The organism is Paraburkholderia nemoris (genome assembly GCF_905221015.1).
GTDB lineage: Bacteria > Pseudomonadota > Gammaproteobacteria > Burkholderiales > Burkholderiaceae > Paraburkholderia > Paraburkholderia nemoris.
This window is the reverse complement of the sequence record NZ_CAJNBO010000021.1, coordinates 84,209-109,645: the sequence shown is the minus strand read 5'-3', so window position 1 is coordinate 109,645 and position 25,437 is coordinate 84,209. Positions and strand designations below refer to the sequence as shown.

At 62.9% G+C, this 25,437-nt stretch carries 17 protein-coding genes; 7 read left to right on the top strand and 10 right to left on the bottom strand.

The features are described from left to right. Positions 1-81: 81 nt before the first annotated feature. A complete protein-coding gene (locus tag KHO33_RS28730) occupies positions 82-1,389 on the top strand; it encodes a solute carrier family 23 protein (protein ID WP_054037841.1) in 1,308 nt (435 codons plus the stop codon). 28 nt (positions 1,390-1,417) lie between these two features. Here KHO33_RS28730 and KHO33_RS28725 read toward each other — a convergent pair whose 3' ends face one another. After that, complete coding sequence (locus tag KHO33_RS28725; protein WP_200564165.1) at positions 1,418-3,073, bottom strand: Na+/H+ antiporter; 1,656 nt, start codon at positions 3,071-3,073, stop codon at positions 1,418-1,420. A gap of 383 nt (positions 3,074-3,456) precedes the next feature. Here KHO33_RS28725 and KHO33_RS28720 point away from each other — a divergent pair, with 383 nt between their 5' ends. Both KHO33_RS28720 and KHO33_RS28715 read left to right on the top strand, forming a co-directional pair. After that, positions 3,457-4,725, top strand: a complete 1,269-nt coding sequence (locus KHO33_RS28720; RefSeq protein ID WP_200564163.1) for a sensor domain-containing phosphodiesterase — start codon at positions 3,457-3,459, stop codon at positions 4,723-4,725. Positions 4,726-4,802: 77 nt separating this feature from the next. Continuing rightward, positions 4,803-5,504, top strand: coding sequence for a copper homeostasis protein CutC (locus KHO33_RS28715; RefSeq protein ID WP_200564161.1), 702 nt, complete (start codon positions 4,803-4,805; stop codon positions 5,502-5,504). Positions 5,505-5,622: 118 nt separating this feature from the next. Here KHO33_RS28715 and KHO33_RS28710 read toward each other — a convergent pair whose 3' ends face one another. The 9 genes from KHO33_RS28710 to KHO33_RS28670 all read right to left on the bottom strand — a co-directional run bounded on the left by KHO33_RS28710 (position 5,623) and on the right by KHO33_RS28670 (position 17,828). Then, positions 5,623-9,210, bottom strand: coding sequence for an indolepyruvate ferredoxin oxidoreductase family protein (locus KHO33_RS28710; RefSeq protein WP_200564159.1), 3,588 nt, complete (start codon positions 9,208-9,210; stop codon positions 5,623-5,625). Positions 9,211-9,438: 228 nt separating this feature from the next. Next, the gene (locus KHO33_RS28705; RefSeq protein WP_200564157.1) at positions 9,439-10,422 is read right to left on the bottom strand and encodes an ion channel; all 984 of its coding nucleotides are present in this window, start codon (positions 10,420-10,422) and stop codon (positions 9,439-9,441) included. Between the two features lie 194 nt (positions 10,423-10,616). After that, complete coding sequence (locus KHO33_RS28700; RefSeq protein WP_054037832.1) at positions 10,617-10,862, bottom strand: hypothetical protein; 246 nt, start codon at positions 10,860-10,862, stop codon at positions 10,617-10,619. 61 nt (positions 10,863-10,923) lie between these two features. Further along, on the bottom strand, positions 10,924-11,154 hold the full coding sequence (locus KHO33_RS28695) for a hypothetical protein (RefSeq protein WP_200564155.1): 231 nt from the start codon (positions 11,152-11,154) through the stop codon (positions 10,924-10,926). Between the two features lie 134 nt (positions 11,155-11,288). Further along, entirely contained in the window at positions 11,289-12,206 is a 918-nt protein-coding gene (locus KHO33_RS28690) for a carbohydrate kinase family protein (protein ID WP_200564154.1), read from the bottom strand. A gap of 5 nt (positions 12,207-12,211) precedes the next feature. Further along, the gene (locus KHO33_RS28685) at positions 12,212-13,486 is read right to left on the bottom strand and encodes an AGE family epimerase/isomerase (protein ID WP_200564151.1); all 1,275 of its coding nucleotides are present in this window, start codon (positions 13,484-13,486) and stop codon (positions 12,212-12,214) included. Continuing rightward, positions 13,483-14,469 carry a LacI family DNA-binding transcriptional regulator gene (locus KHO33_RS28680; protein WP_200564149.1) on the bottom strand — a complete coding sequence of 329 codons (987 nt, stop codon included), beginning with the start codon at positions 14,467-14,469 and terminating at the stop codon, positions 13,483-13,485. Before KHO33_RS28680 ends, KHO33_RS28685 begins: the two co-directional genes overlap by 4 nt. 199 nt (positions 14,470-14,668) lie before the next feature. After that, entirely contained in the window at positions 14,669-16,522 is a 1,854-nt protein-coding gene (locus KHO33_RS28675) for an EAL domain-containing protein (RefSeq protein ID WP_200564147.1), read from the bottom strand. Positions 16,523-16,799: 277 nt separating this feature from the next. Beyond that, complete coding sequence (locus KHO33_RS28670; RefSeq protein WP_200564145.1) at positions 16,800-17,828, bottom strand: bile acid:sodium symporter family protein; 1,029 nt, start codon at positions 17,826-17,828, stop codon at positions 16,800-16,802. Positions 17,829-18,384: 556 nt separating this feature from the next. On the opposite strand from KHO33_RS28670, the gene KHO33_RS28665 reads away from it, so the two are divergent. From KHO33_RS28665 to KHO33_RS28650, 4 genes are all read left to right on the top strand, one after another. Next, positions 18,385-18,936 carry a hypothetical protein gene (locus KHO33_RS28665; RefSeq protein ID WP_200564250.1) on the top strand — a complete coding sequence of 184 codons (552 nt, stop codon included), beginning with the start codon at positions 18,385-18,387 and terminating at the stop codon, positions 18,934-18,936. Between the two features lie 563 nt (positions 18,937-19,499). Continuing rightward, positions 19,500-20,588: a porin gene (locus KHO33_RS28660; protein ID WP_200564144.1), complete on the top strand. Its 1,089-nt coding sequence runs from the start codon at positions 19,500-19,502 to the stop codon at positions 20,586-20,588. A 216-nt stretch (positions 20,589-20,804) separates the two neighbouring features. After that, positions 20,805-21,743, top strand: a complete 939-nt coding sequence (locus tag KHO33_RS28655) for a LysR family transcriptional regulator (RefSeq protein ID WP_200564142.1) — start codon at positions 20,805-20,807, stop codon at positions 21,741-21,743. A gap of 64 nt (positions 21,744-21,807) precedes the next feature. Then, the gene (locus tag KHO33_RS28650) at positions 21,808-25,422 is read left to right on the top strand and encodes a methylmalonyl-CoA mutase family protein (RefSeq protein ID WP_200564140.1); all 3,615 of its coding nucleotides are present in this window, start codon (positions 21,808-21,810) and stop codon (positions 25,420-25,422) included. The last annotated feature ends 15 nt before the right edge of the window (positions 25,423-25,437 follow it).

Genomic DNA, 25,437 nt, shown 5'->3' with positions numbered 1-25,437 from the left:
TCCGTACACTCGCGCGTAATTCCCAGACGGCGCAGTTCGCTGCGCCGTCCACTAAAACGCCGACAGAGGAGAACCCCCGCCATGGCCGATTCCTATTTCCCACGCTGGCGCGCCCAGCCGAACGCGGCCGAGGGCCGCATTGTCGGCACCGACGAGCGTCTCGCGTGGCCGCAGATGTTTGCAATGGGTATCCAGCACGTTGTCGCGATGTTCGGCTCCACTGTGCTTGCGCCGTTGCTGATGGGCTTCGATCCGAACCTGTGCATCTTCATGTCGGGGATCGGCACGCTGTTGTTCTTCGTGCTCGTGGGCGGGCGCGTACCGAGCTATCTCGGTTCGAGCTTTGCGTTCATCGGTCTGGTGATCGCGGTGACGGGGTATGGCGGCCACGGTCCGAACATGAATATTCCGGTGGCGTTGGGCGGGATCATCGCGTGCGGGGTGGTGTACGCGATCATCGGCCTGATCGTCTCGGCGGTCGGCACCCGATGGATTGAGACGCTAATGCCGCCGGTGGTGACGGGCGCGATCGTCTGCGTGATCGGCTTGAATCTTGCGCCGATCGCGGTGCATGGCGTGAGCGGCAGCAACTTCGATTCGTGGATGGCGCTGGTGACGGTGCTGTGCGTCGGCGCGGTCGCGGTGTTTGCGCGCGGCATGCTGCAGCGTTTGCTGATTCTGGTCGGCTTGCTGATGGCGTATGTGATTTACGCGATCGTCACGAATGGTCTCGGTATGGGCAAGCCGATCGACTTTGCGATTGTGGCGAACGCTGCATGGTTCGGTATGCCGCAATTCACCGCGCCGGTTTTCAACATGCAGGCGATGACCTTGCTTGCGCCGATCGCGGTGATTCTTGTTGCTGAGAATCTTGGACACATCAAGGCGGTGAGCGCGATGACCGGTCAGAACCTCGACCGTTATGTTGGCCGTGCATTTATCGGCGACGGACTCGCAACGATTCTGTCTGGCTTTGCCGGCGGCACCGGAGTGACGACGTACGCCGAGAACATCGGCGTGATGGCCGTGACCAAAATCTATTCGACGCTGGTGTTCGTGATTGCCGCGGTGATTGCGCTGGTCCTGGGCTTTTCGCCGAAGTTCGGCGCGGTGATTCAGACCATTCCGGGGCCCGTGCTGGGCGGCGTGTCGATCGTCGTGTTCGGCCTGATCGCGGTGACTGGCGCGCGCATCTGGGTCGTGAATAAAGTCGATTTCTCTGACAACCGGAATCTGATCGTGGCGGCGGTGACGCTTGTCCTGGGCGCCGGTGATTTTTCGTTGAAGCTCGGTGGTTTCGGACTCGGCGGGATCGGTACCGCGACCTTTGGCGCGATCATTTTGTACGCGCTGCTGAGAAGGAAGCCGGCCCAGGGGCCGGTGGCCTGATTGGCCTGGGCGACGCTGACCGCTACCTCTATCGCTTCCGCACGGTCAGCGCCGTCTCCGACAGATCCACTTCGCGCATGAGCTTGTTCAAAGTCTCGTCATTGATTGCCTGACTATTACGCAGTGCAAGCAGCACCTTCCGCTCGGCTCGCATCGCCGCCAACTTCATCCGGAACTCCAGCGCATCGGCACGGCGTGCCAATTCACGTGGCTCCTGTTCGTCTTCGAGTGTAGCGAGCCGCCGTCGATAAATGTCCATGACTCGCGCGGTGACATCCGCGGCGTATGCCGAGGCCGACTCATCCAGATCCGCGCAATCTCTATCGTGCACTTCGTCAACCGCGCGAATCGCGGCTTGCGCCGCCATCGTGCGCGCCATCGCTTCTTCCGCGGCATGCGGATCCTTACCCCGCCGCCAGCCGCTCAACAACAGCGGTAACGCCACGACTGCCACCAGCAGCGATAGCAGAATCACGCCCGAGGCAATGAAAATCGCCAGGTCCCGCCCCGGCAACGGCGTGCCACCCGGTAACACCTCGGGCAACGACAACACGCCCGCCAGCGTCACCGCGCCACGCACGCCGGCCACCGTCGTCACCGTTGCCGTGCGCAACCCCGGTACGGCACTCACCATGCCGTGCTTCGCCGCGCCGCGGCTCGCGAACCAGCGCAGCAACCACACCCACACGAAGCGCAGTGCGTAGAGCGCCGCCGCCACCGCAGCGATGTAGCCGATCAAGCGCCACACCTCCACATCGCTGGTCTCGTGCGCATCGAGCAGCGCGCGGCCGAGAATGTGCGGAAACTGCAGCCCCAACAGAATGAACACCATGCCGTTGAAGACGAATTCGATCATCGTCCACGTGCTGTTCCCGCGCACACGCGACGACACCGAACCGGCGTTCGCGATGTTCGCGTAGTTCATCATCATGCCGGCCGAGACCGCCGCCAGAATGCCCGAGAACTCGAAGCGTTCGGCGATCAGATACGCGGCGAACGGAATCAGCAGCGTCATCACCACACCGGGCGCCGGATCGCCTTCTTCGTTAAGACTCAGAAAATGCGCGGACACAAAGCTGAATAGCCAGCTCACCGCTGCGCCCGTCGCGAGACCGCCCACCGCGATGATCACGAAGCTGATCGACGCGTCGCGCAGTGAAAACACGCCCGTCAGCGCCGCGGCAATCGCAAACTTCAACGCGACAAGACCCGACGCGTCGTTCATCAACGCCTCACCTTCGAGGATATGCATCAGCCGCCCAGGAATCTTGCCCTTGCCGACGATACCGCTCAGTGCCACCGCATCGGTCGGCGACAGCACCGCGGCAAGTGCGAACGCGACCGGCAGCGAGATTGACGGCACCAGCGCGTGGATGAAGTAGCCGACCGCCAGCACCGTCATGAAAACCAGGCCGAGCGCTAGCATCAGGATGGAGCGGCGCGCCATGAACAATTCGCGCTTCGGGATTCGCCATCCATCGGCGAACAGGAGCGGCGGAATGAACAGCATCATGAAAATTTCCGGATCGAAGCTGACGTGCAGCCCGAGCCTCGGCCATGCGAGCATTGCGCCGATCGCGATCTGGACCAGCGGCAGCGGCGAGGCGACCCGCATCATCCGGGTCACGATGCCGGATGCGGCGACGGCGAGCAAAAGAATCAGTACGGTAAAGACAATATCCATCGGTCTATTTATGGAGATATAGCGGTGCTTTCTCTGCGATTGTCGACGATGCCGCCGCCTATCGATCACGAGGCGCGCGTGAGGCACAAGGCAGAAGTTTAGCCCGCTGCAGCGTCACGTCATTGTTAACCCCGCAAGGTCCCGCGAGAGCGGTCGGCAAGCGTCCAGGTAAGGCAATGCACCTTAACGGTGCGCACCGCGCCCACGTGCGGCGCATCGGCTCGTTCATCGGTGCAATCTTTCATGCAAATTTCATTCGAATGTGCGCCAGCGTGCGCATGGAGCTTGCTTAAGGAATATCGATGACGCACATTTTGAGAAACGGTGCCGAGGTTGTTCGCTTCCGCGTTCGGACCGGCCCGGCTCTCGCGTGAGAGGATTGCATGACGATTGCGCAACAGGAAAGGACGGCCAGCGCGCCGCATGGCTTCGATGTCGAGGTGACGTCGGGGCTCGAACGTTTTTCGGTGCAGCATGGCGAGCTGACGTTGACGAGCGTGTTTCAACCCATTTTCAGCCTGTCGCATATGCGGGCAGTGGGCTACGAGGGCCTGCTGCGCGCGCACGATGCGCTCGACCGGCCCGTATCACCGCTCGACGTCTTCGGCGAGGCGGCGCGTCTGGGCGACGTGCTGCAGGTCGACCGGCTCGCCCAGACCCTGCATCTGGAAAACTTCAAGGTACTCGGCGCCGAACGCGAATGGCTGTTTCTGAATGTTCATCCCGGCGCGCTCACCGACCCGTATCTCGCCGCTGCCTTGCTGGCCAACCTCAAGCGGCTCGATCTTTCGCCACGGCGAATCGTGCTCGAGGTGCTCGAACAACGCGCGGAAGATCTCGAGCGTCTCGCTGACGCCGTGCGCCAGTTCCGCGAGCGTGGCTTCCTGATTGCACTCGACGATTTCGGTGCGGGCCATTCCAACGTCGAACGGATCTGGCAGCTGAATCCCGACATCGTGAAGCTCGACCGCATCATGCTTTCGCACGCCGCGCATCGCGCGGACATGGCGACGATCCTGCCTGGGCTGGTGGCGCTACTGCACGAAGCGGGCAAGCTGGTGCTGATCGAAGGCGTCGAAACGGAACATGAAGCGCAGATGGCGCTCGCCTGCGATGCGGACTTCGTACAGGGGTTTTTCTTCGGCCGGCCGAATCCAGGGGCGGCCGACGCGGCGCACGCCGCGACTTGCATTAGCGAAGTCACCGACCGTTATCGCGATCAGGCCGAAGCGCGCGAGCGCCGCAATGCGAGCCGTCTCACACCGTATCTGCGGGCGTTCGAGCGTGCCGCGGAACGGCTCGCCGCCGGCGAACCGCTCGAGGAAGTGTGCTGGAATTTCCTCGCGCTCGACCATGCCGCGCGCTGTTTCCTGCTCGATGCGAAGGGCAAGCAGGCGGGCCGCAACGTCGTGTTGCGCGCCGATCGCGCCGCGCATGAAACGCGCTTTTTGCCGCTTGCCGACGCGCAAGGGGCGAACTGGCTGCGTCGTCCGTATTTCCGTGCGGCGATCAGTGCGCCGGAACGCGTCCATGTGACGCGTCCGTATCTGTCGATCAACGAGGCGTTGCCGTGCGTGACGCTGTCGGTGGCGACGCGCGTTGGTGATCAGACGTGCGTGCTGTGCGGCGATATCGATTGGGTCGAAGAATAGCGATTTGGATGCTTCGATTGGCAGGGCACGCGGCGGTTCTGAGATCATGTCGTTTTTAACGACCCACAGCCGCGCCTATGTCAGTCCTACTCGAAGTCATCGCCACGACCGTTGCCGACACCCGGCTTGCCGCGCAGGCCGGTGCGAACCGTCTCGAACTCGTCACCGCGGTGGGCGAGGGCGGTTTGACGCCGAGCCTTGGCTTGATCGAAGCAGTGGTTGCTGCGAGCGCCGTGCCCGTCAACGTGATCGTGCGCCCGCATAGCCGCTCGTTCGTGTATGACGCCGACGACTACGCCGTGATGCTGCGCGACGTGCGCGCAGTCAAGGCGGCCGGCGCGAACGGAGTGGTGATCGGCATGCTGACAGCGGATGGTGAGATCGACCGCGAAGGCCTCGCGCGTGCGATCGATGCGGCGGATGGCTTGGCGATCACCTTCCATCGTGCGTTCGACGAAACGCGTGATCTACAGAAAGCGCTCGACGTGCTGCTCGGTTTCGACGCTGTGACGAACGTGCTGACTTCGGGCGGAAAACCTTCCGTGCTGCGGGCGGAGTCGGTCGTGCGTGAGTTGGTACGGCAAGCGTCCGGCTCACACTGCACGGTGCTGGCAGGCGCGGGTTTGACGATTGATGCAGTAGCCGGCTTCGTGAGCGCGACGCAAGTTCAAGCGGTTCACTTCGGTTCGGGCGTGCGCGTTGGCGGCAACGGTCTTGCGCCCGTTGATGCGGCGAAAGTCGCGCTGGTGAGAGCGTTACTGGACGAAAAGCGTGATTGATTCGTCGGGAAGATAATCAGCGCTGTTGCGCACAACGCGTGACAAATCCACCAGGCAAAAAAAATGCCGCTTCGAGGTTCAACCCGAAGCGGCATTTTTCATCCACGGAGCGAAAGAGTTACTTCGCGACTACCACCGGAATTCCGCGCAACTGTCCGGCGCCCTTAATCTCTTCCAGCGACTTCTTCACCGATGCGCTCGTCACTGCTTCGATCTGCAAGCGCGCTGCGAGATCGCGTTCGCCGCGCTTCACGCCCGCCAGATTCGCCAGCTTCACGTGACCATAACCGCGTACACGCGCATGCAGATCGGCGAGCTTCACGACGTCTTCCAGATTGTTCGCGTCGAGCTTCGCGAACGCGCGTTGCAACGTGGTTTCGTAGTCTCCGGCGAGTTCGCGCTCCATCTTGCGTTCGAGCGTGCGGCCAAACGGATCGAACATCGTGCCACGCAGACCGCTGAATTTCGCCATCACACCCAAAACCGGCCACATCCACTGACCGAAGGTCTTCTTGGTCGGATTCACGCCCGGCTGAGGACGCGTGAGCGTCGGCGGCGCGAGGTTGAACTTGATGCCAAAGTCCTTGCCCGCAACACCTTCGAATTGCGCTTCCAGTGCTTCGCGGAAGGCCGCATCCGTATGCAGGCGCGCGACTTCGTATTCGTCCTTCACCGCGAGCAGACGATAGAACGTCGTCGCCACTGCGCGCGTGATGCGCTCGCTCTTTGCATCGACCGCGGTTTCAGCCCGACGCGCCGCATCGACCAGCGCGCGATAGCGCTTTACATAGCTCGCGCCACCGTACGTCTGGAGACGGCCCTCGCGATGTGCGATCAGTTCGTCGAGCGTATCGACGCGCACCGCCTGCTTCGCCAGATGCCGTGCTTGCCACAGCGCTTCGAGTGCAGCGGGATCTTCCGCAGCCACACGCCCGATTGAAAACGCCAGTTGATTCATCTGCACCGCGACGTTGTTCAATTCGATCGCGCGCATCATCGCGGCGAACGACACCGGCACGAGGCCAAGTTGCCAGGCATAACCGAGCATCAGAATATTCGCACCGATGGTGTCGCCGAGAAACCGCGTGGCGAGCGCCTGGGCGTCGCACGTCGACATGCGATCGTCGCCTGCCGCGTGGCGCATCTTGTCGATCAACGCGTCGGCATGCAGCGTTGCGTCCGGGTTCTGCACGAAGGTCGCGTTCGGGATTGCGTGCGTGTTGACGACGATGCGCGTGCGGCCATGACGCACCGTTTGCAAGGCATCGGCGCTCGCGCCCACCACCATATCGCAGGCAAGCAGCACGTCGGCCTGTTGCGTGTCGATGCGAACCTGATTGAGCCACTCGTCGCGCGCCGCGAAGCGCACGAACGACAACACCGAGCCGCCCTTTTGCGCGAAGCCCATGAAGTCGAGCACCGACGCGCTCTTGCCTTCCAGATGCGCGGCCATGCTGATCAAGGCGCCGACCGTCACGACACCCGTGCCGCCGACACCCGTCACCAGAATGTCGTAAGGCGCGGCATCGAGATGCGTCGCGGGAATCGGCAGGGCGTCGACGCGTGCGGCGAGCGCGGCCGGATCGAACGCGGCGCCCGCGGCTTTCTTCAGCTTGCCGCCTTCCACTGTGACGAAGCTCGGACAGAAACCGTTCACGCAGGAATAGTCCTTATTGCACGACGATTGATCGATGCGGCGCTTACGCCCCAACGCAGTCTCAAGCGGCTCGACCGACAGGCAATTCGATTGCACGCCGCAATCGCCGCAACCTTCGCAAACTTCTTCGTTGATGAAGAGGCGCTTGTCCGGATCGGGGAACTCGCCTTTTTTCCGGCGACGCCGTTTTTCGGCCGCACAGGTCTGGTCATAGATCAGCACAGTCACGCCGTCGATATCGCGCAACGCGCGCTGCACCGTGTCCATTTCGCTGCGATGGTGGAACGTCGTGCCTTTTGGGAAGAGGTCGTGATGGCCGTCGTATTTCTCCGGCTCGTCGCTGACCACGACGAAACGCGACACGCCTTCGGCTTCCACCTGACGCGCGATCTGCGGCACCGAGATGCTGCCGTCGACCGGCTGGCCGCCCGTCATCGCGACGGCATCGTTATAGAGGATCTTGTAGGTGATGGTGGTGTTCGCGGCCACCGCCTGGCGGATCGCGAGAATGCCGGAGTGAAAGTAGGTGCCGTCGCCGAGATTCTGAAATACGTGGCGCGTTTTGGTGAACATCGAATGCGAGGCCCAATCGACGCCTTCGCCGCCCATCTGAATCAGGCCGGTGGTGTCGCGCTCCATCCACGACGCCATGAAGTGACAGCCGATCCCCGCATGCGCGATAGAACCTTCAGGCACTTTGGTCGACGTATTGTGCGGGCAGCCCGAGCAGAAATACGGCGTACGTTTCACGCTATCCGCTGCATTCGAGAGGATTTGCGGCGCTACCAGATCGACCACGCGCTCGCGGCGATCCAGCGCTGGCTTGTGCTTCGCGAGCCAGTTCGCGAACACCGGCAGAATGCGCGACGGGCGCAATTCGCCAAGCGACGACAGCAGCAGCGTGCCGTCTTCGGCGTTCTTGCCGACTACGATTGGCCGCGTGCCTTGCGTGCGGTTGTACCGATAGTCTTTGATCTGCTGCTCGATGACCGGACCTTTCTCCTCGATCACCAGCACTTCGGACAAACCGGACACGAACGCGTCGATGCGCGTCATTTCCAGCGGGAACGACAAGCCGACCTTGTAGATGCGTACGCCGGCCGCTTCCAGATCGGCCACTGTCAGATCGAGCCGGCGGAGAGTTTCCATCAAGTCCAGATGCGCCTTGCCGCACGTGACGATGCCGACGTTCGCATGCGGACTCGGCGCGATCCATTTGTCTATGCTGTTGGTGCGCGCGAAATGACGAACCGCGTCGAGCTTCGCGTGCATCCGTGCTTCGATCGTTAGACTCGGCAGATCGGGCCAGCGATTGTGCAGGCCGCCAGCCGGTTCCTGAAAGTCCTGCGGGGTGGCCCATTCGGTTTGCAGCGCATCGAGGTCCACCGTCGAACCGGATTCGACTGTTTCCGAGATCGCCTTGTAGCCGACCCACGCACCCGAGAAACGCGACAGCGCCCAACCATACAAGCCGAACTCGAGCATGTCGGCAATGTTCGACGGATTCACCACCGGCATATGCCATGCCATCAACGCGAAGTCGCTCTGATGCGGCATCGACGACGACACGCAGCCGTGGTCGTCGCCCGCTACCACCAGCACGCCACCATGCGGAGACGAGCCGTACGCGTTGCCGTGCTTCAGCGCATCGCCCGCGCGATCCACGCCAGGGCCCTTGCCGTACCACATCGCGAACACGCCTTCGACGGTGCGCTCCGGGTCCGATTCCACCCGCTGCGTACCGAGCACCGCGGTGCCACCCAGTTCTTCGTTGATTGCCGGCAAAAAGCGAATATCACTCGCCGTGAGCAGTTTCTTCGCTTTCCACAACTGCTGGTCGACCATGCCGAGCGGCGAGCCGCGATAGCCGCTGATGAAGCCGGCCGTGTTCAGGCCCTGCGCGCGGTCTGCGGCGCGCTGCATCAGCGCAAGGCGCACCAGCGCCTGCGTGCCGGTCAGGAAGATCCGGCCGCGCGTGGCGGTGAGGTTGTCGGACAGCTTGTAGTCGGCGAGAGCGGGCGTGCCGTCGATGGGCAGGCGAGCGGTCATGGGTGAGTCTCCATTGTTTTGCATCCGCGTGCCGTGGGGTGGGGGCCACAAAAGGCAGCGCGGCGAAAGAGACTCTATTTTTTAGCGCCAATTGGAGTGAATTTTTTCTACTTGGCGAGGCGTTCAACGAAACAGCGCGACGGCTCGCGCGTTTTAATGAAGTTTTGAGATGGATCTGCCGCGCGACGAGCGGGTTCGGGTATGCCCTGGTGCGTTTCAGTCCTGTTTTTACGGCGCGGGCGCCTTCGCCACGGACGCGGCAACAGGCGTCGAATCGAGTGGTACGACCTCGTCGAAATGCGAGTAGTCGATGTGACTCACGCCGTTTTCCTCGCGCATGACGTCGACGAAGCGGTGTTGCCAGAGAATCTGCTCGCAGGGCCACATGTGACGCGCCTGCATGGTCTGCGAGGTCGATTCGTCGACGCCTTCAAGCGTAAGCAGCAGCGACGCGTCGCGCCCTTTGAGCGTTTCGGCGTTCTCGCCGAACAGCGGACTGTTTTCGTCGATGACGTGCATCAGGACCCAGCCCAGTTTGAACACGGGATGCTGGTCACGCACCAGTGTCAGATCGTAGAGCTTGCGCAGCGTAAAACCTTCGACAGTGGTGTCGAGGCGCATGATGCGCAGCCTCGCACGCGCTTCGGCGATCACGTTCTGGCGCGCGTTGGCCGCACGGACCATCAGCGTCATACGGCCGTCGAGCGGCCGCACGACCGCATAGCGGGCAAACATGATCTTCGCGTGGGGGCGGGAGAAGCGCGCAAAAATCAGCCCCGTCGCCAAGGCGATGCTGGACATGCCGACAAAGATTTCGAACGTCGCGACCCAGTGTGCGTAGACGGTTTGCGGATGCATGTCGCCATAGCCGACCGTCGCGAGCGTTTCGACGCTAAAGAAAAATGCGCCGCCGAAGCCCGATGGAAACTGATTGGCGATCGGTGCGTTGCCGAGCATGTAGAGCGCGGCAAAAAAGGTATTGAGCAGCAGGAACAAGACACCGAGCGAGACAAAAAACATCGGCCAGCGGACGACGAGCGCACGGTGATAGAGATCCTGCCAGAGCGGCGTCGGCATGCCGTGGGCAATGACTACGCGATCATCGAGGCGCATCTCGCGGCTACCCCGCGGGCGACGTTTTCGCGCTTGTGCCTCGGCTTCCGTTTCGGTGTCGCCGATGGCGGAAAAGCGGTCTGACGGTTCGGTAGCCATCGCGTGCTCGTGAGGATGAAAACGCGCAAAGCGTAGCACGCCGCCTCGCGCGCTAAAGGTGATTTTCGGCGTGCTGCGCGGGCGGTGAAGGCGGCGTCCGGGCGGGGCGTTCAGCGTGATCTGGCTCACGCCCGGAGTGTGCCGCTGCTACGTACACCTCGCGTGCACGCCTCGCCCGATGCGCCTGTCTTGCGTTACGGAAAGGCCCGCGGCTTCGGAATGCCGGCGCCGTGTTCGATGTCGTCGACCGCTTGCTGGTGTGCTGCGGCGACGGCTTCGGTTTCGTCCGCATAACCGTTGTCGCCGCCAACGGTGGTCCACGACTTCACCGCTTTCTCGCGATGCCGGATCTCGTATTCCGCGTCCCAGCGTGCACCGTTGAGTTCGATAGGGCGGACGTGAATCGAATACACGCCGTAGAGGAAGAGCTGTTCAGCCATGATCGCCTCCAGCCGGTTGATTCAGATGTGGCGCAGCGTGATGGGCGCGGCGCCGGGTTGCCTAGAGTTCGATTTCCCCGAGGATGCGGTGGGCGAGCGCCTTGGCTTCCTCGAGCGCTTCCTCGGGCGTGGACGAAGTGGCTTCGACTTCGTAGACCGTGGTTTCCTGGTCGGTGCCTGCTTCGCCGTCGTCGCGGGAAAGGGTGACGACGCCCTGCCACGTGTCGCTTTGTACTTCTCTTATCGACGCGGTGGCCGTGTAGATGCCTTTGGTGTAGGTGATGTCATCCATGGCGACGCTCCTTGTTCCAAAGGGTTGGGTTTTTTCATCCTAGCACGATGACCGGGGTTCGGTTTTTCGGCTGTGCGGCGCGTATTGTTGGCAACCGGTGTCGACAACAATACGCGCCGCACAAGGCAAAAAAACTACAGCAGCGCCACAACCTCATCCAGGGAAGGTGCATGCGCGCCAGCATGGCGGCAGGCCGCGGCGCCGGCGGCCAGAGAAAAGGCCAGGTGCTCCGGCCATGCTCGTTGCGGTGCCGTCATCAAGCTGAACAGCAGACCGCCGATCGACGCATCCCCCGCTCCCACTGTATCGACCACTTCCACTCGTGGCGGCCGCGCCTCCACCACCATGGCGCCGTCGATCAACATGGACGTCTCCGGCCCACGCGTGACCAGCACGGTGGCGGCAGGATTCATCGCACGCAACTGGGCAAGCGCGCCGGCCTCGTCGTCCGTCTTGAACAGCATGCGCAAATCTTCGTCCGACACCTTGATCAGATCGGCCAGCGCGGCCATCTTCCGCAACGTGGGCTCGTAGCCGTGCTCCATCAGATTGCGGTAATTCGGATCGAAACTGATCTTCACGCCGCGCGAACGCAACTCGGCGGCCAGCGCGGCAAGCGTGTCGCCAAGCGGCTGACGCACCAGGCTGATGCAGCCAAAGTGCGCCCACTTCACCTGGCCGATCCAGCCAGCCGGCAAGCGTGCCGGATCGAACGCCAGATCGGCGCCGTTTTCGCCCATGAAAAAGTATGCAGGCGGATGCGTCTGATGAACGATTGCCAGCAGCGGCGGACGCTCCACGCGCTGCATGAAGCGCATATCGAGCCCCGCGGCGATGCTCGCGTTCCACAACTCATCGGAGAAATTGTCGACGCCCAGCGATCCAGCGCACGCCGTCGGCAAACCGAGTCGCGCCACGCAGCGCGCGACGTTCCAGCCGGCGCCGCCAGGACGCGAGAGCCATTGCGAGGTGCCGGTCCGCACGAGATCGGTGAGGATGTCGCCGGCCGAGACGAAGAAGGGGAATTCGGTGTTCGCGTTCAGGTTGCTCATTTTGCTTACTCCGCGGATTCGGACGCAGCAGCCGCGCCGTCAGGCAGTGCGTGCGCCAGCACTTCGTAGCACGCGCCCATCGTGTGATAGTCGGTCTTGCCGGCGGGACTCTTTTCGTCGCTGTATTTACGGTTGTCGCACGTGAGGATGCGGTACCACGCGCCGTACTTGTGATCGACGAAATGCGCCCAACTGTAGCGCCAGATCTCGTCGTACCAGTCCCAGAAGCGTTCGTTGCCAGTGCGCTTGGCGAGCAGCGCCGCGGTGGCGAAGGTCTCTGCCTGGACCCAGAAATACTTGTCGTGGTCGCACACCGTGCCATCGGGGCCGAAGCCGTAGTAGAGGCCGCCGTGGTCTTCGTCCCACGCATGCGTCATCGCGGCGTCGAATAGTTCGATCGCGCGCGGCAGCAACCACGGCAACGGACGATAGCGTTCCAGAATCAGCAGCAGCTTGGCCCACTCGGTCTGGTGCCCCGGCTGGAAGCCCCACGGACGGAAGATGTTCGAGCTGTCTTCCTCGTTGTAATGCCAGTCGACCGACCAGTCCGCGTGAAAGTGCTCCCACACGAGGCCTTGCGACAGCTTCGCCTGGCGCAGCGTGATGTTCGACGCCACTCGTTCCGCTCGGTCGAGATAGACCAGGTGCCCGGTTGCCTCGTGGGCGGTCAGCAGCGCCTCAGTGGTGTGCATGTTCGCGTTCTGACCGCGGTACGAGCTGACGCGCCAGTCGGGCGTCGCTTCGTCGGCGTAGAGGCCGGCGGCGGCGTCCCAGAAGCGGTGTTCCATCAACTCGAAGGTCGCACCGATCATCGCCTTCGCTTCCTCGATGCCGGCCATCGCCGCATGCGAATACGCGAGCAGCACGAACGCGAGGCCGTAGCAGTGGCGAGTCGCGTCGAGCGTGCGTTTGCGGCCGTCGCGCCATTCGAGCTCCCAGTCGTAGCCCTGGTGCTCAGCGTCCCAATGCGCGTCGCGTAGGAAGCGCAAGCCGTGGCGCGCGTACTCGAGATGCTGCGGGTCGCCGAACTGGCGATACGCCATCGCGTAGTTGAAAACGTAGCGGCACGTGCTCACCAGATGCCGCGTGGTCCTGTTGTAGACCGAGCCGTCGTCGCGGAAGAAATGAAAGAAGCCGCCGCTCGAATCGAGCACGTTCGGCGCGTAAAACTTCAGCGTGTCCTGCACATGAGAGAGCAGGAAGTCGCGGCTGCGAAAGCTGTCGACGGGCGGCGCCGCGACGGCGCCGTTGGCGGGGTGAAGCGGATCGGATTGCGTCATGGCGTTTTTACCAAAGTACTGGCACGGGCAATGAGATGGACGGGCAAGCGGACTTCGAGTTCAGCGGGTGCGTCTTCAAGCAGCAACTCGACGCCGCGTCGGCCGAGCGCTTCCTTGTCGACTGAAATGGTCGACAGGGGTGGTGTGGCATGAGCGGCGGCGGGAATGTCGTCGAAGCCGATGATCGCGATGTCCTCGGGCACACGGACGCCGCGTGCGAGGCACGCGCGCAGCGCGGCGAGCGCAGCGGCGTCGTTGTAGGCGAATACGGCGTCGGGTCGCGGGCCGGGTGCGTCGAGCAACTGGTGCATCGCGCGCGCGGCGCCGGTGTCGGGATCGAGGCCGGCGTCGATCGTGAGTTCCAGCGATGGGTCGAACAGCAAGCCCGCTTCGAAAAACGCGCGCCGGTAACCGAGCGCGCGCTGGGCAATGCTGAAGTGCGCGAGCGAGCCGCCGATAAACGCGACGCGCTTGCGCTGCTGTTCGAACAGATGCCGCATGGCGAGCGTGGCGCCCGCGGCGTTGTCGAGATTCACCGAGCGCAGGCCCGGTGCCCACAGATCGATCAGCACGAGCGGGCGCTGCATCGCTACCAGTGTGGTCAGCGTCTCGGGCTCCACGAAACCGGCGATCGCTACCGCGTCCGGCGCATGCAGGCGCATCTGCTGGATTACGTCTTCGGTCGGACCGGCGGTCAGCACGGAAGGCACGATGCCGCGTTCGCGGCACGCGTCCTCCACGCCGTGCAGCACGTGCGAAAAGAATGGGCTGACGGCGAAGTTGTTGTGCTGACGATGCAACAGAAAGGTGAGGCGGCGGATGCGCGGGCGCAACTGGGCGGCGTCATAGCCGAGCTGCCGCGCCGCTTCGACCACGCGTTCGCGGGTAGCCTCGGAAAGGCCGGGCTGGTTCTTCAACGCGCGTGAGACGGTGCCGATCGACACGCTGGCGGCGCGGGCGACGTCGCGGATGGTTGTGGCCATCGAATGAAGCGACCGCAAGTGGGGCGGCCGCGCGGTGTTTGGGTTCGGCCGATTGTATAGTAAAACGTCGCTAAAACAGCCTTGGAAACGTGTGATCCGTACCCGGAAATACCCGTAGGAGGCGCTGCTGGCCTGATTTATGTTGTTTAGTAAAATAAACTAAACAAGGCGTGGATATTGCCCTCGCGCGCCGGTGCACTCAGTCGATGGGCATCGCCGCCATGTCGGCTTGTCCCTGTAACAGCGCCACGCTCTCATCCGCATCGATCAGCACGAAGCCGCTTGTCTCGTGCTTCGCGCGCCGCTTCGCCAGCGCCGCGACGGAGGCGATTTCTTCGCTGCTGTAAAGCGACGGCCCGCCGTCCGATTCGACGCGCACACAGCCGATCGCCATCGTCACGAAGCCGAAGAAGGTCGGATTGCCACGCCGGTCTTCACCGTGGATGCCGCCGGCCAGCCGGTCCGTGGGCGCGTAGAAGCGCTGCGCGCCTTCGTTGAACAGGTGAATCGCGCGCAGTACACGCTCCTTCCAGTCCTCGCTCTGGAACAAGATCAGGAAGTCGTCGCCGCCGACGTGACCCAGGAAATCGCGGGTGGGGTCGCAGACGTCGGCGAGCACGGCCGCGGCGAACTTCAGCACTTCGTCGCCTTGCCAGTAGCCGTACTGATCGTTGAAGGGCTTGAAGTGGTTCAGGTCGACATAGCACGCGTAGAAGCCCGCGTCGTTGCCCAACAGGCGGGCGATGTGCGAGCTGATCGGGATGTTGCCCGGCAGGAAGGTCAGTGGGTTCGCATAGCGCGCGGCTTCGATGCGCACCTCGGTCACCGCGCGCACCAGCTTCTCGCCGGTGCCGAGACCGGCGTACTTGCCGTCGTTGTCGGTGATGACGAAGCCGTCGGCGAGATAACGCTGGTCGTCGCTGGCAAGAAGCTTGGCCATCTGTTCGACAGTCATCGATTGCTCGATGACCACCGGCGAAGCGTTCGCAAACTGCAGGCACGGCCGCTTGCCGAACAGCTCACGGTGGTAAGGCAGCGCGTAGCGGTCCATGAAACTGCGGCGGTTGATGAGCGCAACCGGCTCGTCGTGTTCGACCACCGCTACCGCATGCAGATCGGGGAGGCGGTTGAACAGTTCGAGCACGTCGTTGTTGGTAGCGTGACGCGGCAGCGCGGGCGCATGCACCATCATCTTCGCCGATGCCATGCCGCCCGACGGCGACGCGCTGCTCGCTGTGCGCGTGGTCTCCGGAAATACGGCGATGTGCCCGGCGCGCAGTGCGTCGCGGGCGTCGTCGGTGACGCTGCTGGCCGGCTGGGCATGCGGCCGGCCGAAGAAAAACCCCTGCCCGCAGCCGATCCCCATGTCGCGCACCACGATCAGATCCGCTTCGTCTTCGATGCCTTCGGCCACCAGCCGCGCGCCGCTTGCGTTGGCGAAGTGCTGCATCGCGCGCACGGCCTCGAATTTCAGCGAGTCGCTGGCGATGCCGTGGATGAAGAATCGGTCGATCTTCACGACGTCCGGTTGCAGGCGCACCCAAAGATTCATGCTGGCGTTTGCGGTGCCGTAATCGTCGAGCGCGAACTGCGCGCCGGCCGCGCGCAACGTCGAAATCACCGGCAGGAAACTGGCGACATCCAGAATCGTGCTTTGCTCGGTCAGTTCGATGACGATCCGTTGCGGATCGACGCCGCGATGACGCAGCAGCGCGAGTGTGTCCTCTTGCGCGTCGGCCAACTGAAGGATCGCTCCCGCGCTGAAATTGAGAAACAGCTTGCCGTCGAAATCAAGTTTCGCGAACGCATTGATGCAGGTGCGCGCGGCGGCCTGCTCGAGTTCAAGCGCGCAGCCCTCGGCGAGTGCTTGCGAAAACAGGGCGAAAGGTGTTTCGAGTGGTGTACCGGCCGGGCCGCGGATCAGACCTTCGTAGCCGAGGATCGCGCCGTCGTCGAAATCGATGATCGGCTGGAATACAGCAGACAACTCACGCCGGGCGATCAGCTCCTCGATGCGCGGCGTAGCGGATCGGGAGGGCGAACGAGGTTGCATGGCAGTTAGGCGTAGCGATCGACCTTCGTCTTATCGACCTATCTTGCTTCGAGTTAAGTGAAGTTTTAGTGAAGCGTTGCACCGGGGTGGTGCGTCGCAGCCTCGGGCCCGCTGCCGGCGGGTGTTGCCACGGCCAGGACTTTGCCTATGCCATCCGGCTGAGGCGACAGCGGCGGCGTTTGAGCGTGAAATAACAAAAAAGCCGCACGAGGCGGCTTTCTTCAAATGACGCTCAGGGAGGGCGCTTATGAATGTCCTGTTTGCATTGCGCGCGTATTCAACGGCGCGCGACAGCGGCGGCGGGCCGCTCGCGCGAAGCCACGCGAGTTTCGCCGCTGGTGTCGCGCGCCCCCCAGCGCTGCGCGAGCGCGGCGCACACCATCAGCTGGATCTGGTGGAACAGCATCAGCGGCAAGACCACGGCGCCCACCGCATGCGAGGCGAAAATCACTTTGGCCATCGGCACGCCGGCGGCGAGGCTTTTCTTCGAACCGCAGAAGATGATCGTGATCTGGTCGGCGCGGTTGAAGCCGAGCCGCTTGCTGACCAGGATCGTCACGGCCAGCGCGAGCGCGAGCAGTACCACGCTGATCAACAGCAGGCCGCCAAGTGCGGACAGCGGGATCTGGTGCCACAGGCCTTCGTCGACCGCCTCGCTGAACGCGCCGTACACCACCAGCAGGATCGAGCCCTGGTCGACGAACTTCAGCACGCCGCGATTACGCTCGATCCACTTGCCGATCAGCGGGCGCAGCAACTGCCCGGCCACGAACGGCACCAGCAGCTGCAAAACGATGTTGCCCACCGTATGCCACGGCGAGGCGCCGCCGCTCGCAGCCTGGTTGGTGACGACGAGGCTGACGAGGGCGGGGGTAATGAAGATGCCCAGCAGGCTCGAGGCCGACGCGCTGCATACGGCGGCCGGCACGTTGCCTTTGGCAATGGACGTGAACGCGATCGACGATTGAACCGTCGACGGCAGCGTGCAGAGGAAGAGGACCCCCGCATAGAGCGCCGGCGTGACAAGTGGCGAAAGGAGCGGCTTAAGCGCGAGGCCGAGCAGCGGAAACAGCGCGAACGTGCTGAGCAGCACTACCAGATGCAAACGCCAGTGCGTCGCGCCCGCCACGATCGCTTCGCGTGAGAGCTTGGCGCCGTGCAGGAAAAACAGCAGGCCGACCGCAACGTTCGTCACCCAGTTGAACCCGACGGCGGCCTGCCCATGAACCGGCAGGAAGCTGGCAAGGATCACGGTGCCTACGAGGCACAAGGTGAAATTGTCGGGAAGCAGTTTCGGGCGAGCCATGGCGGAATCTCGATTCGGTGATGCGGAAAGCAGGGCGCGCGAAATATGCCCGCCTCAGGCTATGGGAAACGCCTATTGTTGTCGAAAATTGATTAAATACGCAAATTCATTTGCCGAATCGATTAATGAGCATCGCGCATTAGATGCATTGCCGTCGCGGTCTCATGCGGCGCCCGCGGCAGTTCCAGTATTGGCGACCGTATCTGTTTGGTCCACTGCCGTTTTGACAATCCGGCGAAAAAAACCGGCCTGGATTTGTCATACGCAAGCACCTTCAGTTGATCTCGCAAAAGCCGCTCAGCCAAGCTGTTTCAAGGCTTTCGCGCAAGGGCTCTGTCGCAGAAAAACGTCGCAGTAACAAGGTGTTACAACAGCGGTCCGGGCCTAACACTTTTTGGCTCGACACCCTTTGCCGGGACCCATAAATTACTGCTCAAAGGCCATCGGGATGCCCCGCGCCGCGACAGATACGCAGCGCTCGCGCCGGTCCCAGAACAAGTCCATCGCAGCTCGAACGGTGGGCTTCAGGCAGGTCTTCGGGCATGTGAGTCACTTGGTGGACGGGTTGTCGAGAACGAAGCACTGGGCGTTGGGCGCGGTTATCGCTGCGCTGTGCTCGTTCGCCTATGCAAAAGTGCCGGGCGTACCGCACGGCGGCGGCAGTGGCGGCGGTTATTCGCATGCCGCCGCGGGCCACGCAATGCGTGGCGATGCGCGCAACAGCGGCTATTACGACGGCGCCACCAATGCAAGACCGGCTCGCAACAACGTGGCCGACAACAACGCGCGCTTGCCGCGTGGCGGCGCGAACTTCGCCACCGGCGGCTACGCCAACGGCTTTGGTGGTTACAACCCCGGCGTGCATCGTGTTACCGGGCCGGCCGGATATCCGAACGACGGCCGCGGCGGCATGCAGTACGCCGGCGCGATCACGCCTGTCAGCGCCGAGTCGCGCGCAGTGCCGCGTCCGCCGCCCAACGCGCCGGTTCGTACCGGTTCGATTCGCGCCGATGTCGCCCGCTACAACGAAGAGCGCGGCGCCTCGCGCGCCATGCAGCGCCCGGGGGACGACCCGCGTCAGCAGGAAGGTTCGCCGTACCGTAACTAACGGCAGTACGGGAGTCTTGCTCCCGCTCAGCGCGGTCTGACACCGCTCCCCGCCTTACCGTTCGTTTCACCGAACTCCCCTCCCACGCTTCGCCGAATCCGCTTTGCCGGCTTTCAAACCGATTGCTGCGGCATTGCGCGTCGCTGCCGTCCAAAAAGCCCCTGTCAATGTGACGTTTCGACACCACACTTTTTTGAAAACATTCGGCAGCAAACCCCCTCCCGTCGTCAAATTTGATCGTTTTCGCCGCGGCGCGTCATCCGCCTGTCGTCTGAACCGTTATCACCCAGTCGGGCGCAATGTCAGTACCGCTTTGCGCCGAACCGCGAAGTCCGCGGCAATGCAGTGAGGACGTACACGGCCACAGCTTTATCAGGCCGATAAGTGACAAAACTAATCAGATCGCTATACCGGCAATAACCCACGATATTTTTGTCCATAAAAATGGTCCGCAAAGATGGTCCCGCCCAGATTGGCTCGATGATCGAACGGACAACAACAATCATTCGCGCGAGCTCCCCCTTTCGCACAGCCTCACCTTTTTGACAAAGACAGGAGAACCCATGAAAACAAGCATCAGCAGTGCGCTGAAGACCACCCTCAAGGTAACCGCGTGTGCCGCCCTGCTGGCCAGTGCATCGTCTGCTTTTGCGCAATCGAGCGTGCAACTCTACGGTCAGGTCGACGAATGGGTTGGCGCGCAGAAATTCCCGGGCGGCAAGACGGCGGTCCAGGTGTCCGGTGGCGGTATGTCGACGTCGTACTGGGGCTTGAAGGGGGCTGAAGATCTGGGCAACGGCTACAAGGCGATCTTCGCGCTGGAAGGCTTCTTCCTCGCGCAGAACGGCCAGTACGGCCGCTTCACGGGCGACACGATGTTCTCGCGTAACGCCTACGTCGGTATTGAGTCGCCGTACGGCACGGTGACGGCAGGCCGTCTGACCACGCCGCTGTTCGTGTCGACCATTCTGTTCAACCCGTTCATCGACTCGTATCAGTTCTCGCCGATGGTATGGCATACCTATCTCGGCCTCGGCACGTTCCCGACCTACTCGACCGATCAGGGCGTGACGGGCGATTCGGGCTGGAGCAACGCGGTGTCGTACTCGTCGCCGAACTTCAACGGCCTGTCCGCGACGGCGATGTACGCGCTCGGCAACACGGCCGGTGAGAACGGCTCGAAGAAGTGGAGCGGCCAGGTGCTGTATTTCCACGGCCCGTTCGCGGCGACCGCGGTGTACCAGTACGTGAACTTCAATAACGTGCCGGGCGACCTTGGCAGCTTCAGTACGTCGGGCGTTCCGGGCCTGAAGAGCCAGAGCGTCGCGCAAGCCGGCGTGTCGTACGACATGAAATTCGTGAAGTTCTATGGCCAGTACATGTACACGTATAACCAGCAGACCATTTCGAGCTGGCACGTGAATACGGGGCAGGGCGGCGTGACGGTCCCGGCCGGCCCGGGCTCGGTGATGGCGTCGTACGCCTATTCGCGCGACGGCGGCGGCCTCAACCAGACCCGTCAAACGGCTTCGGTCGGCTACGACTATCCGCTGTCCAAGCGCACGGACATCTATGCGGCTTACATGTACGACAAGATCAGCAGCCAGTCGAGCGGCGACACGTACGGCGTGGGCCTCCGCGCGAAGTTCTAAGCGTCTGGAGTCAAGGCGGGCGGCGCCTCTGAGCAGGTGCCGCGTGATGCCAACGCTGTTGGACCAGGCAATACCTGCAAAGCCCACCTTCCCCGGAAGGTGGGCTTTGCCGTTTCCGGCGTTCGTTTCTGGTGCGCGCGTTCATCCGATTTGCCGAACAGTCTTTGATAAACCCGGCAAAATGGCGTCGATTGATTCCTGAGGCGAGCGATTGAGATGGATACCCTGGTCAGCATGAAAGTGTTTCGCCATGTGGTCGAAGTTGGCAGCTTTGTCGGCGCGGCCGAACGGATGGAGATGTCGGCGGCGATGGCGAGCAAGCACGTGATGCACCTCGAGCAGCAGCTCGGTGCGCGTTTGCTGAACCGCACCACGCGCCGCGTCGCACCGACCGAGGCGGGCCGCGAATACTACGAGCGCTTGAGCCAGGTGCTCAGCGAACTCGAAGAAGCCGAGCAGGTGGTCGGGGCGGCGAGCGTCGTGCCGCAAGGGCGCTTGCGGGTGTCGTCGCTGTCGGCATTCGGTTTGAGCCACGTGATGGCCGCGGTGGCCGACTATGCCGCGCAGTATCCGCAGGTCACCGTCGACATAACCCTGTCCGACCGTGTGGTCGAACTGATCGACGAAGGCTTCGACGTCGCGATCCGGGCTTCGCCGAACGGACTGAAGTCGTCTTCACTGATCGCGCGGCAGATTGCGACTGCCCATCTGGTGCTATGCGCGTCGCCAGCCTATCTGCGCCGGCACGGCACGCCGAAGACCGTCGCCGATCTGGCGCGCCACAATTACCTGCAGTACGCGGGCGTGTCCGCGCTCGAAATCGCACCCACGACCGGCGATAGCTCGCCACGCGTGCGTCTGTCCGGCAATCTGATCGTCAACCACCTGGAGGCGCAGCGCGTGATCGTGCTGCAAGGCGCGGGCATCGCGGTGCTCGGTACCGAGGTGATCGGCGACGATCTGGCCAAGGGGCACCTCGTGCCGCTGCTGGTGGACGACGTGCCGCCACGTGAGTTGCCGATCCATGTGGTCTATGCGAGCCGCCGGCATCTGTCGGCCAAGGTGCGTTCGTTTGTCGACTTCCTGGCCGAGCGGTTCGCGAACGAATCGCTGTGGCCTTCGCTCGAGCAGATCAAGGCGCTCGCGGTGCGGTAGGCGCGTCACCCCGTTTAGCTATACTGGTTGCCAGCACCCATACGCGTAACGATCTGGGGGAGACATGACCGATCTGTCCACGCCGCAGCGCGCCGGTGGCCACAAGCTGCCCGCGGGCCGGCGCCTGCGTTTCGTCACCGCTGCTGCCCTGTTCGACGGCCACGATGCGTCGATCAACATCATGCGGCGCATCCTGCAAGCGAGCGGCGTCGAGGTGATCCACCTCGGCCACAACCGCTCCGTCGATGAAGTGGCCACTGCCGCGCTGCACGAAGACGCCGACGGCGTCGCCGTGTCCAGCTATCAGGGCGGCCATAACGAATACTTCCGCTATCTCGTCGACCTGCTGCGTGCGCGCGGCGGTGAGCGTATCAAGGTGTTCGGCGGCGGTGGGGGCGTGATCGTTCCTGACGAGATTGCCGAACTCGAGCGTTATGGTGTCGAGAAAATCTATTCTCCGCATGACGGCCAGCGGCTGGGCCTGCAAGGCATGATCGACGACATGATTGCGCGCTGTGCTGAAGTGGCGCGCGCCGCTGCCGCTGTTCGGGAGAGTCCGGTTGGTGAGTGGGTGGCCGATTTGTCGACGTGTGGGTTGCCGCGTTTCGAGCCGCGTGCTGCGTCGCACGTCGAGACGCGGGCTGACGATCACGCCAACGCGCGTGATCTTTCCGGCAAGGCGCGGCAGGCGGGTGGCGCGCTCGACGGCGGCCAGAACGGCGGCGCGGTCAGTTCCGCCGGCACTGCCAACCCGGCCGAACAACCCGACCCCGCAGCCTTCACCTTCCGCCGGCTTGCGCAACTGATCAGCGCGTACGAAGCGGGCCGCGTCAAATCAGCCGAGCAGGAAATACTATCGGTCCTCGCTGAAGCGATCGATGTCCCCGTCCTCGGCATCACCGGCACCGGCGGCGCCGGCAAATCCTCGCTCACCGACGAACTGATTCGCCGTTTTCGACTCGACTATGGCGACGCACTCACCATTGCCGTGCTGGCCATCGATCCGTCGCGCCGAAAATCCGGCGGCGCGCTGCTCGGCGACCGTATCCGCATGAACGCGATCGGTGATTGGGGCGGCGGCGCGCGCGTCTACATGCGTTCGATGGCGACGCGTGACGCGTCGAGTGAAATCACCGATTCGTTGCCCGATGTGCTCACGCTGTGCAAGGCCGCGGGCTTCGATCTGATCATCGTCGAGACGTCCGGGATCGGGCAGGGCAATGCGGCAATCGTGCCGTTCGTCGACGAATCGCTGTATGTGATGACGCCGGAATTCGGTGCGGCGAGTCAGTTGGAAAAGATCGACATGCTCGACTTCGCCAGCTTCGTCGCGATCAACAAGTTCGACCGTAAAGGTGCGCCGGATGCGTTGCGCGATGTCGCGAAGCAGGTGCAGCGCAACCGCGGCGACTTCGCGAAGACGCCGGACGCGATGCCGGTGTTCGGCACGATCGCCTCGCGTTTTAACGACGACGGCGTGACCGCGCTGTATCAGCACGTGGCCGAGGCGCTGCGCACGCACGGCCTGCGCTCGGGCGGTGGCCGTCTGCCGGTGCTCGACGACCTGCGCTTTTCAAGCGGCCGCAATGCCATCGTGCCGCCGGCACGTGTGCGCTATCTGGCGGATGTCGCGCAGACTGTTCACGCGTACCGCGAGCGTGCCGACGCGCAAGCGCGGGTGGCGCGTGAGCGCTGGCAACTTACGGAAGCCCGCCGCATGCTCGCTGAAGCTGAAGCTGAAGCTGAAGCTGAAGCTGATGCAGGAGCAGGCACAGAAGCATCCTTTGATGCCGCTGCCGCCACCTCTGCCGCCTCAGGCTCAAATGCCTCGCCAAACTCCGCGAACACACCCCAAACCCAACTCGACACACTCATCACCCAACGCACCGCCGCCCTCGGCGAACGCGAACGCAAACTCCTCGACGCGTGGCCGCAAACCGTGGCCGCCTATTCCGGCGACGAACACATCGTCCGCGTGCGCGACCGCGAAATCCATACTGCGCTCACCGTCACGACGCTATCCGGATCCGAAGTCCGCAAAGTCGCGCTGCCGAAATTCGTCGACCACGGGGAAATCCTGCGCTGGCTGATGCTCGACAATCTCCCCGGCTACTTCCCGTTCACCGCCGGCGTGTTTCCGTTCCGCCGCGAAAACGAAGACCCCACACGGATGTTCGCCGGCGAAGGCGATCCGTTCCGCACCAACCGCCGTTTCAAATTGCTCTCTGAAGGCATGCCGGCCAAACGTCTTTCGACAGCCTTCGATTCGGTCACGCTTTACGGCGAAGAGCCGCACGAGCGCCCGGACATCTACGGCAAGGTGGGCAACTCGGGCGTCTCCGTCGCAACGCTCGACGACATGAAAACGCTCTACGACGGCTTCGATCTGTGTGCGCCAGAGACGTCGGTGTCGATGACGATCAACGGCCCGGCACCGACGATTCTCGCAATGTTCTTCAACGTCGCGATCGATCAGCAGATTGCGCGTTTAAACGACGGGCTGCAACAGGAAGGACGCCAACGCCAACCTACCGGCGAAGAACTCGCCGCCGCGCGCCGCACAGCGCTGGAAAACGTGCGCGGCACGGTACAGGCCGACATCCTGAAGGAAGACCAAGGCCAGAACACGTGCATCTTTTCGACCGAGTTCAGCCTGAAAGTCATGGGCGATATTCAGGCGTACTTCGTTGACCACGGCGTGCGCAACTTCTATTCGGTGTCGATCTCCGGCTATCACATCGCCGAGGCCGGCGCGAATCCGATCTCGCAGTTGGCCTACACGCTTGCGAACGGCTTCACCTATGTCGAGGCCTACCTCGCGCGCGGCATGTCGATCGACGACTTCGCGCCGAATCTCTCGTTCTTCTTTTCGAACGGTATGGACCCGGAGTACACAGTGCTCGGCCGTGTCGCGCGACGCATCTGGGCCATTGCAATGCGCGAGCGTTACGGCGCGAACGAACGCAGCCAGAAGCTCAAGTACCACGTGCAAACCTCAGGCCGCAGCCTGCATGCGCAGGAAATCGACTTCAACGATATCCGCACCACGCTGCAAGCGCTGATCGCGATCTACGACAACTGCAATTCGCTGCACACCAATGCTTTCGACGAAGCGATCACCACGCCCACGGAGGATTCGGTGCGCCGTGCGGTGGCAATCCAGTTGATCATCAACCGTGAATGGGGGCTCGCGAAGAATCAGAATCCGAATCAGGGCAGCTTCGTGATCGAGGAACTGACGGATCTGGTAGAAGAAGCGGTGCTGGTGGAATTCGATCGACTTACAGAGCGCGGCGGCGTGCTAGGCGCGATGGAAACCGGCTATCAGCGCGGACGGATTCAGGACGAGTCGATGCTGTACGAGCACCGCAAGCACGACGGCTCATATCCGATCGTCGGCGTGAACACGTTCTTGAGCGCGCATCCGCATGAAGCGCCGCAGCCGATCGCGCTCGCCCGTTCCACCGACGAAGAAAAGCAGAGCCAGCTGAAGCGTCTGCGCGATTTTCAGGCACAGCATCGTGACGACGCACCCGCGGCGCTTGAATGCCTGAAGCGCGCAGTGATCGACGATGACAACGTGTTCGCGGTGCTAATGGACGTCGTGCGTGTCTGCTCGCTAGGGCAAATCACGCACGCGTTGTTTGAAGTGGGCGGGCAGTACCGCCGCAATATGTAAGTGCCGGACATGCTG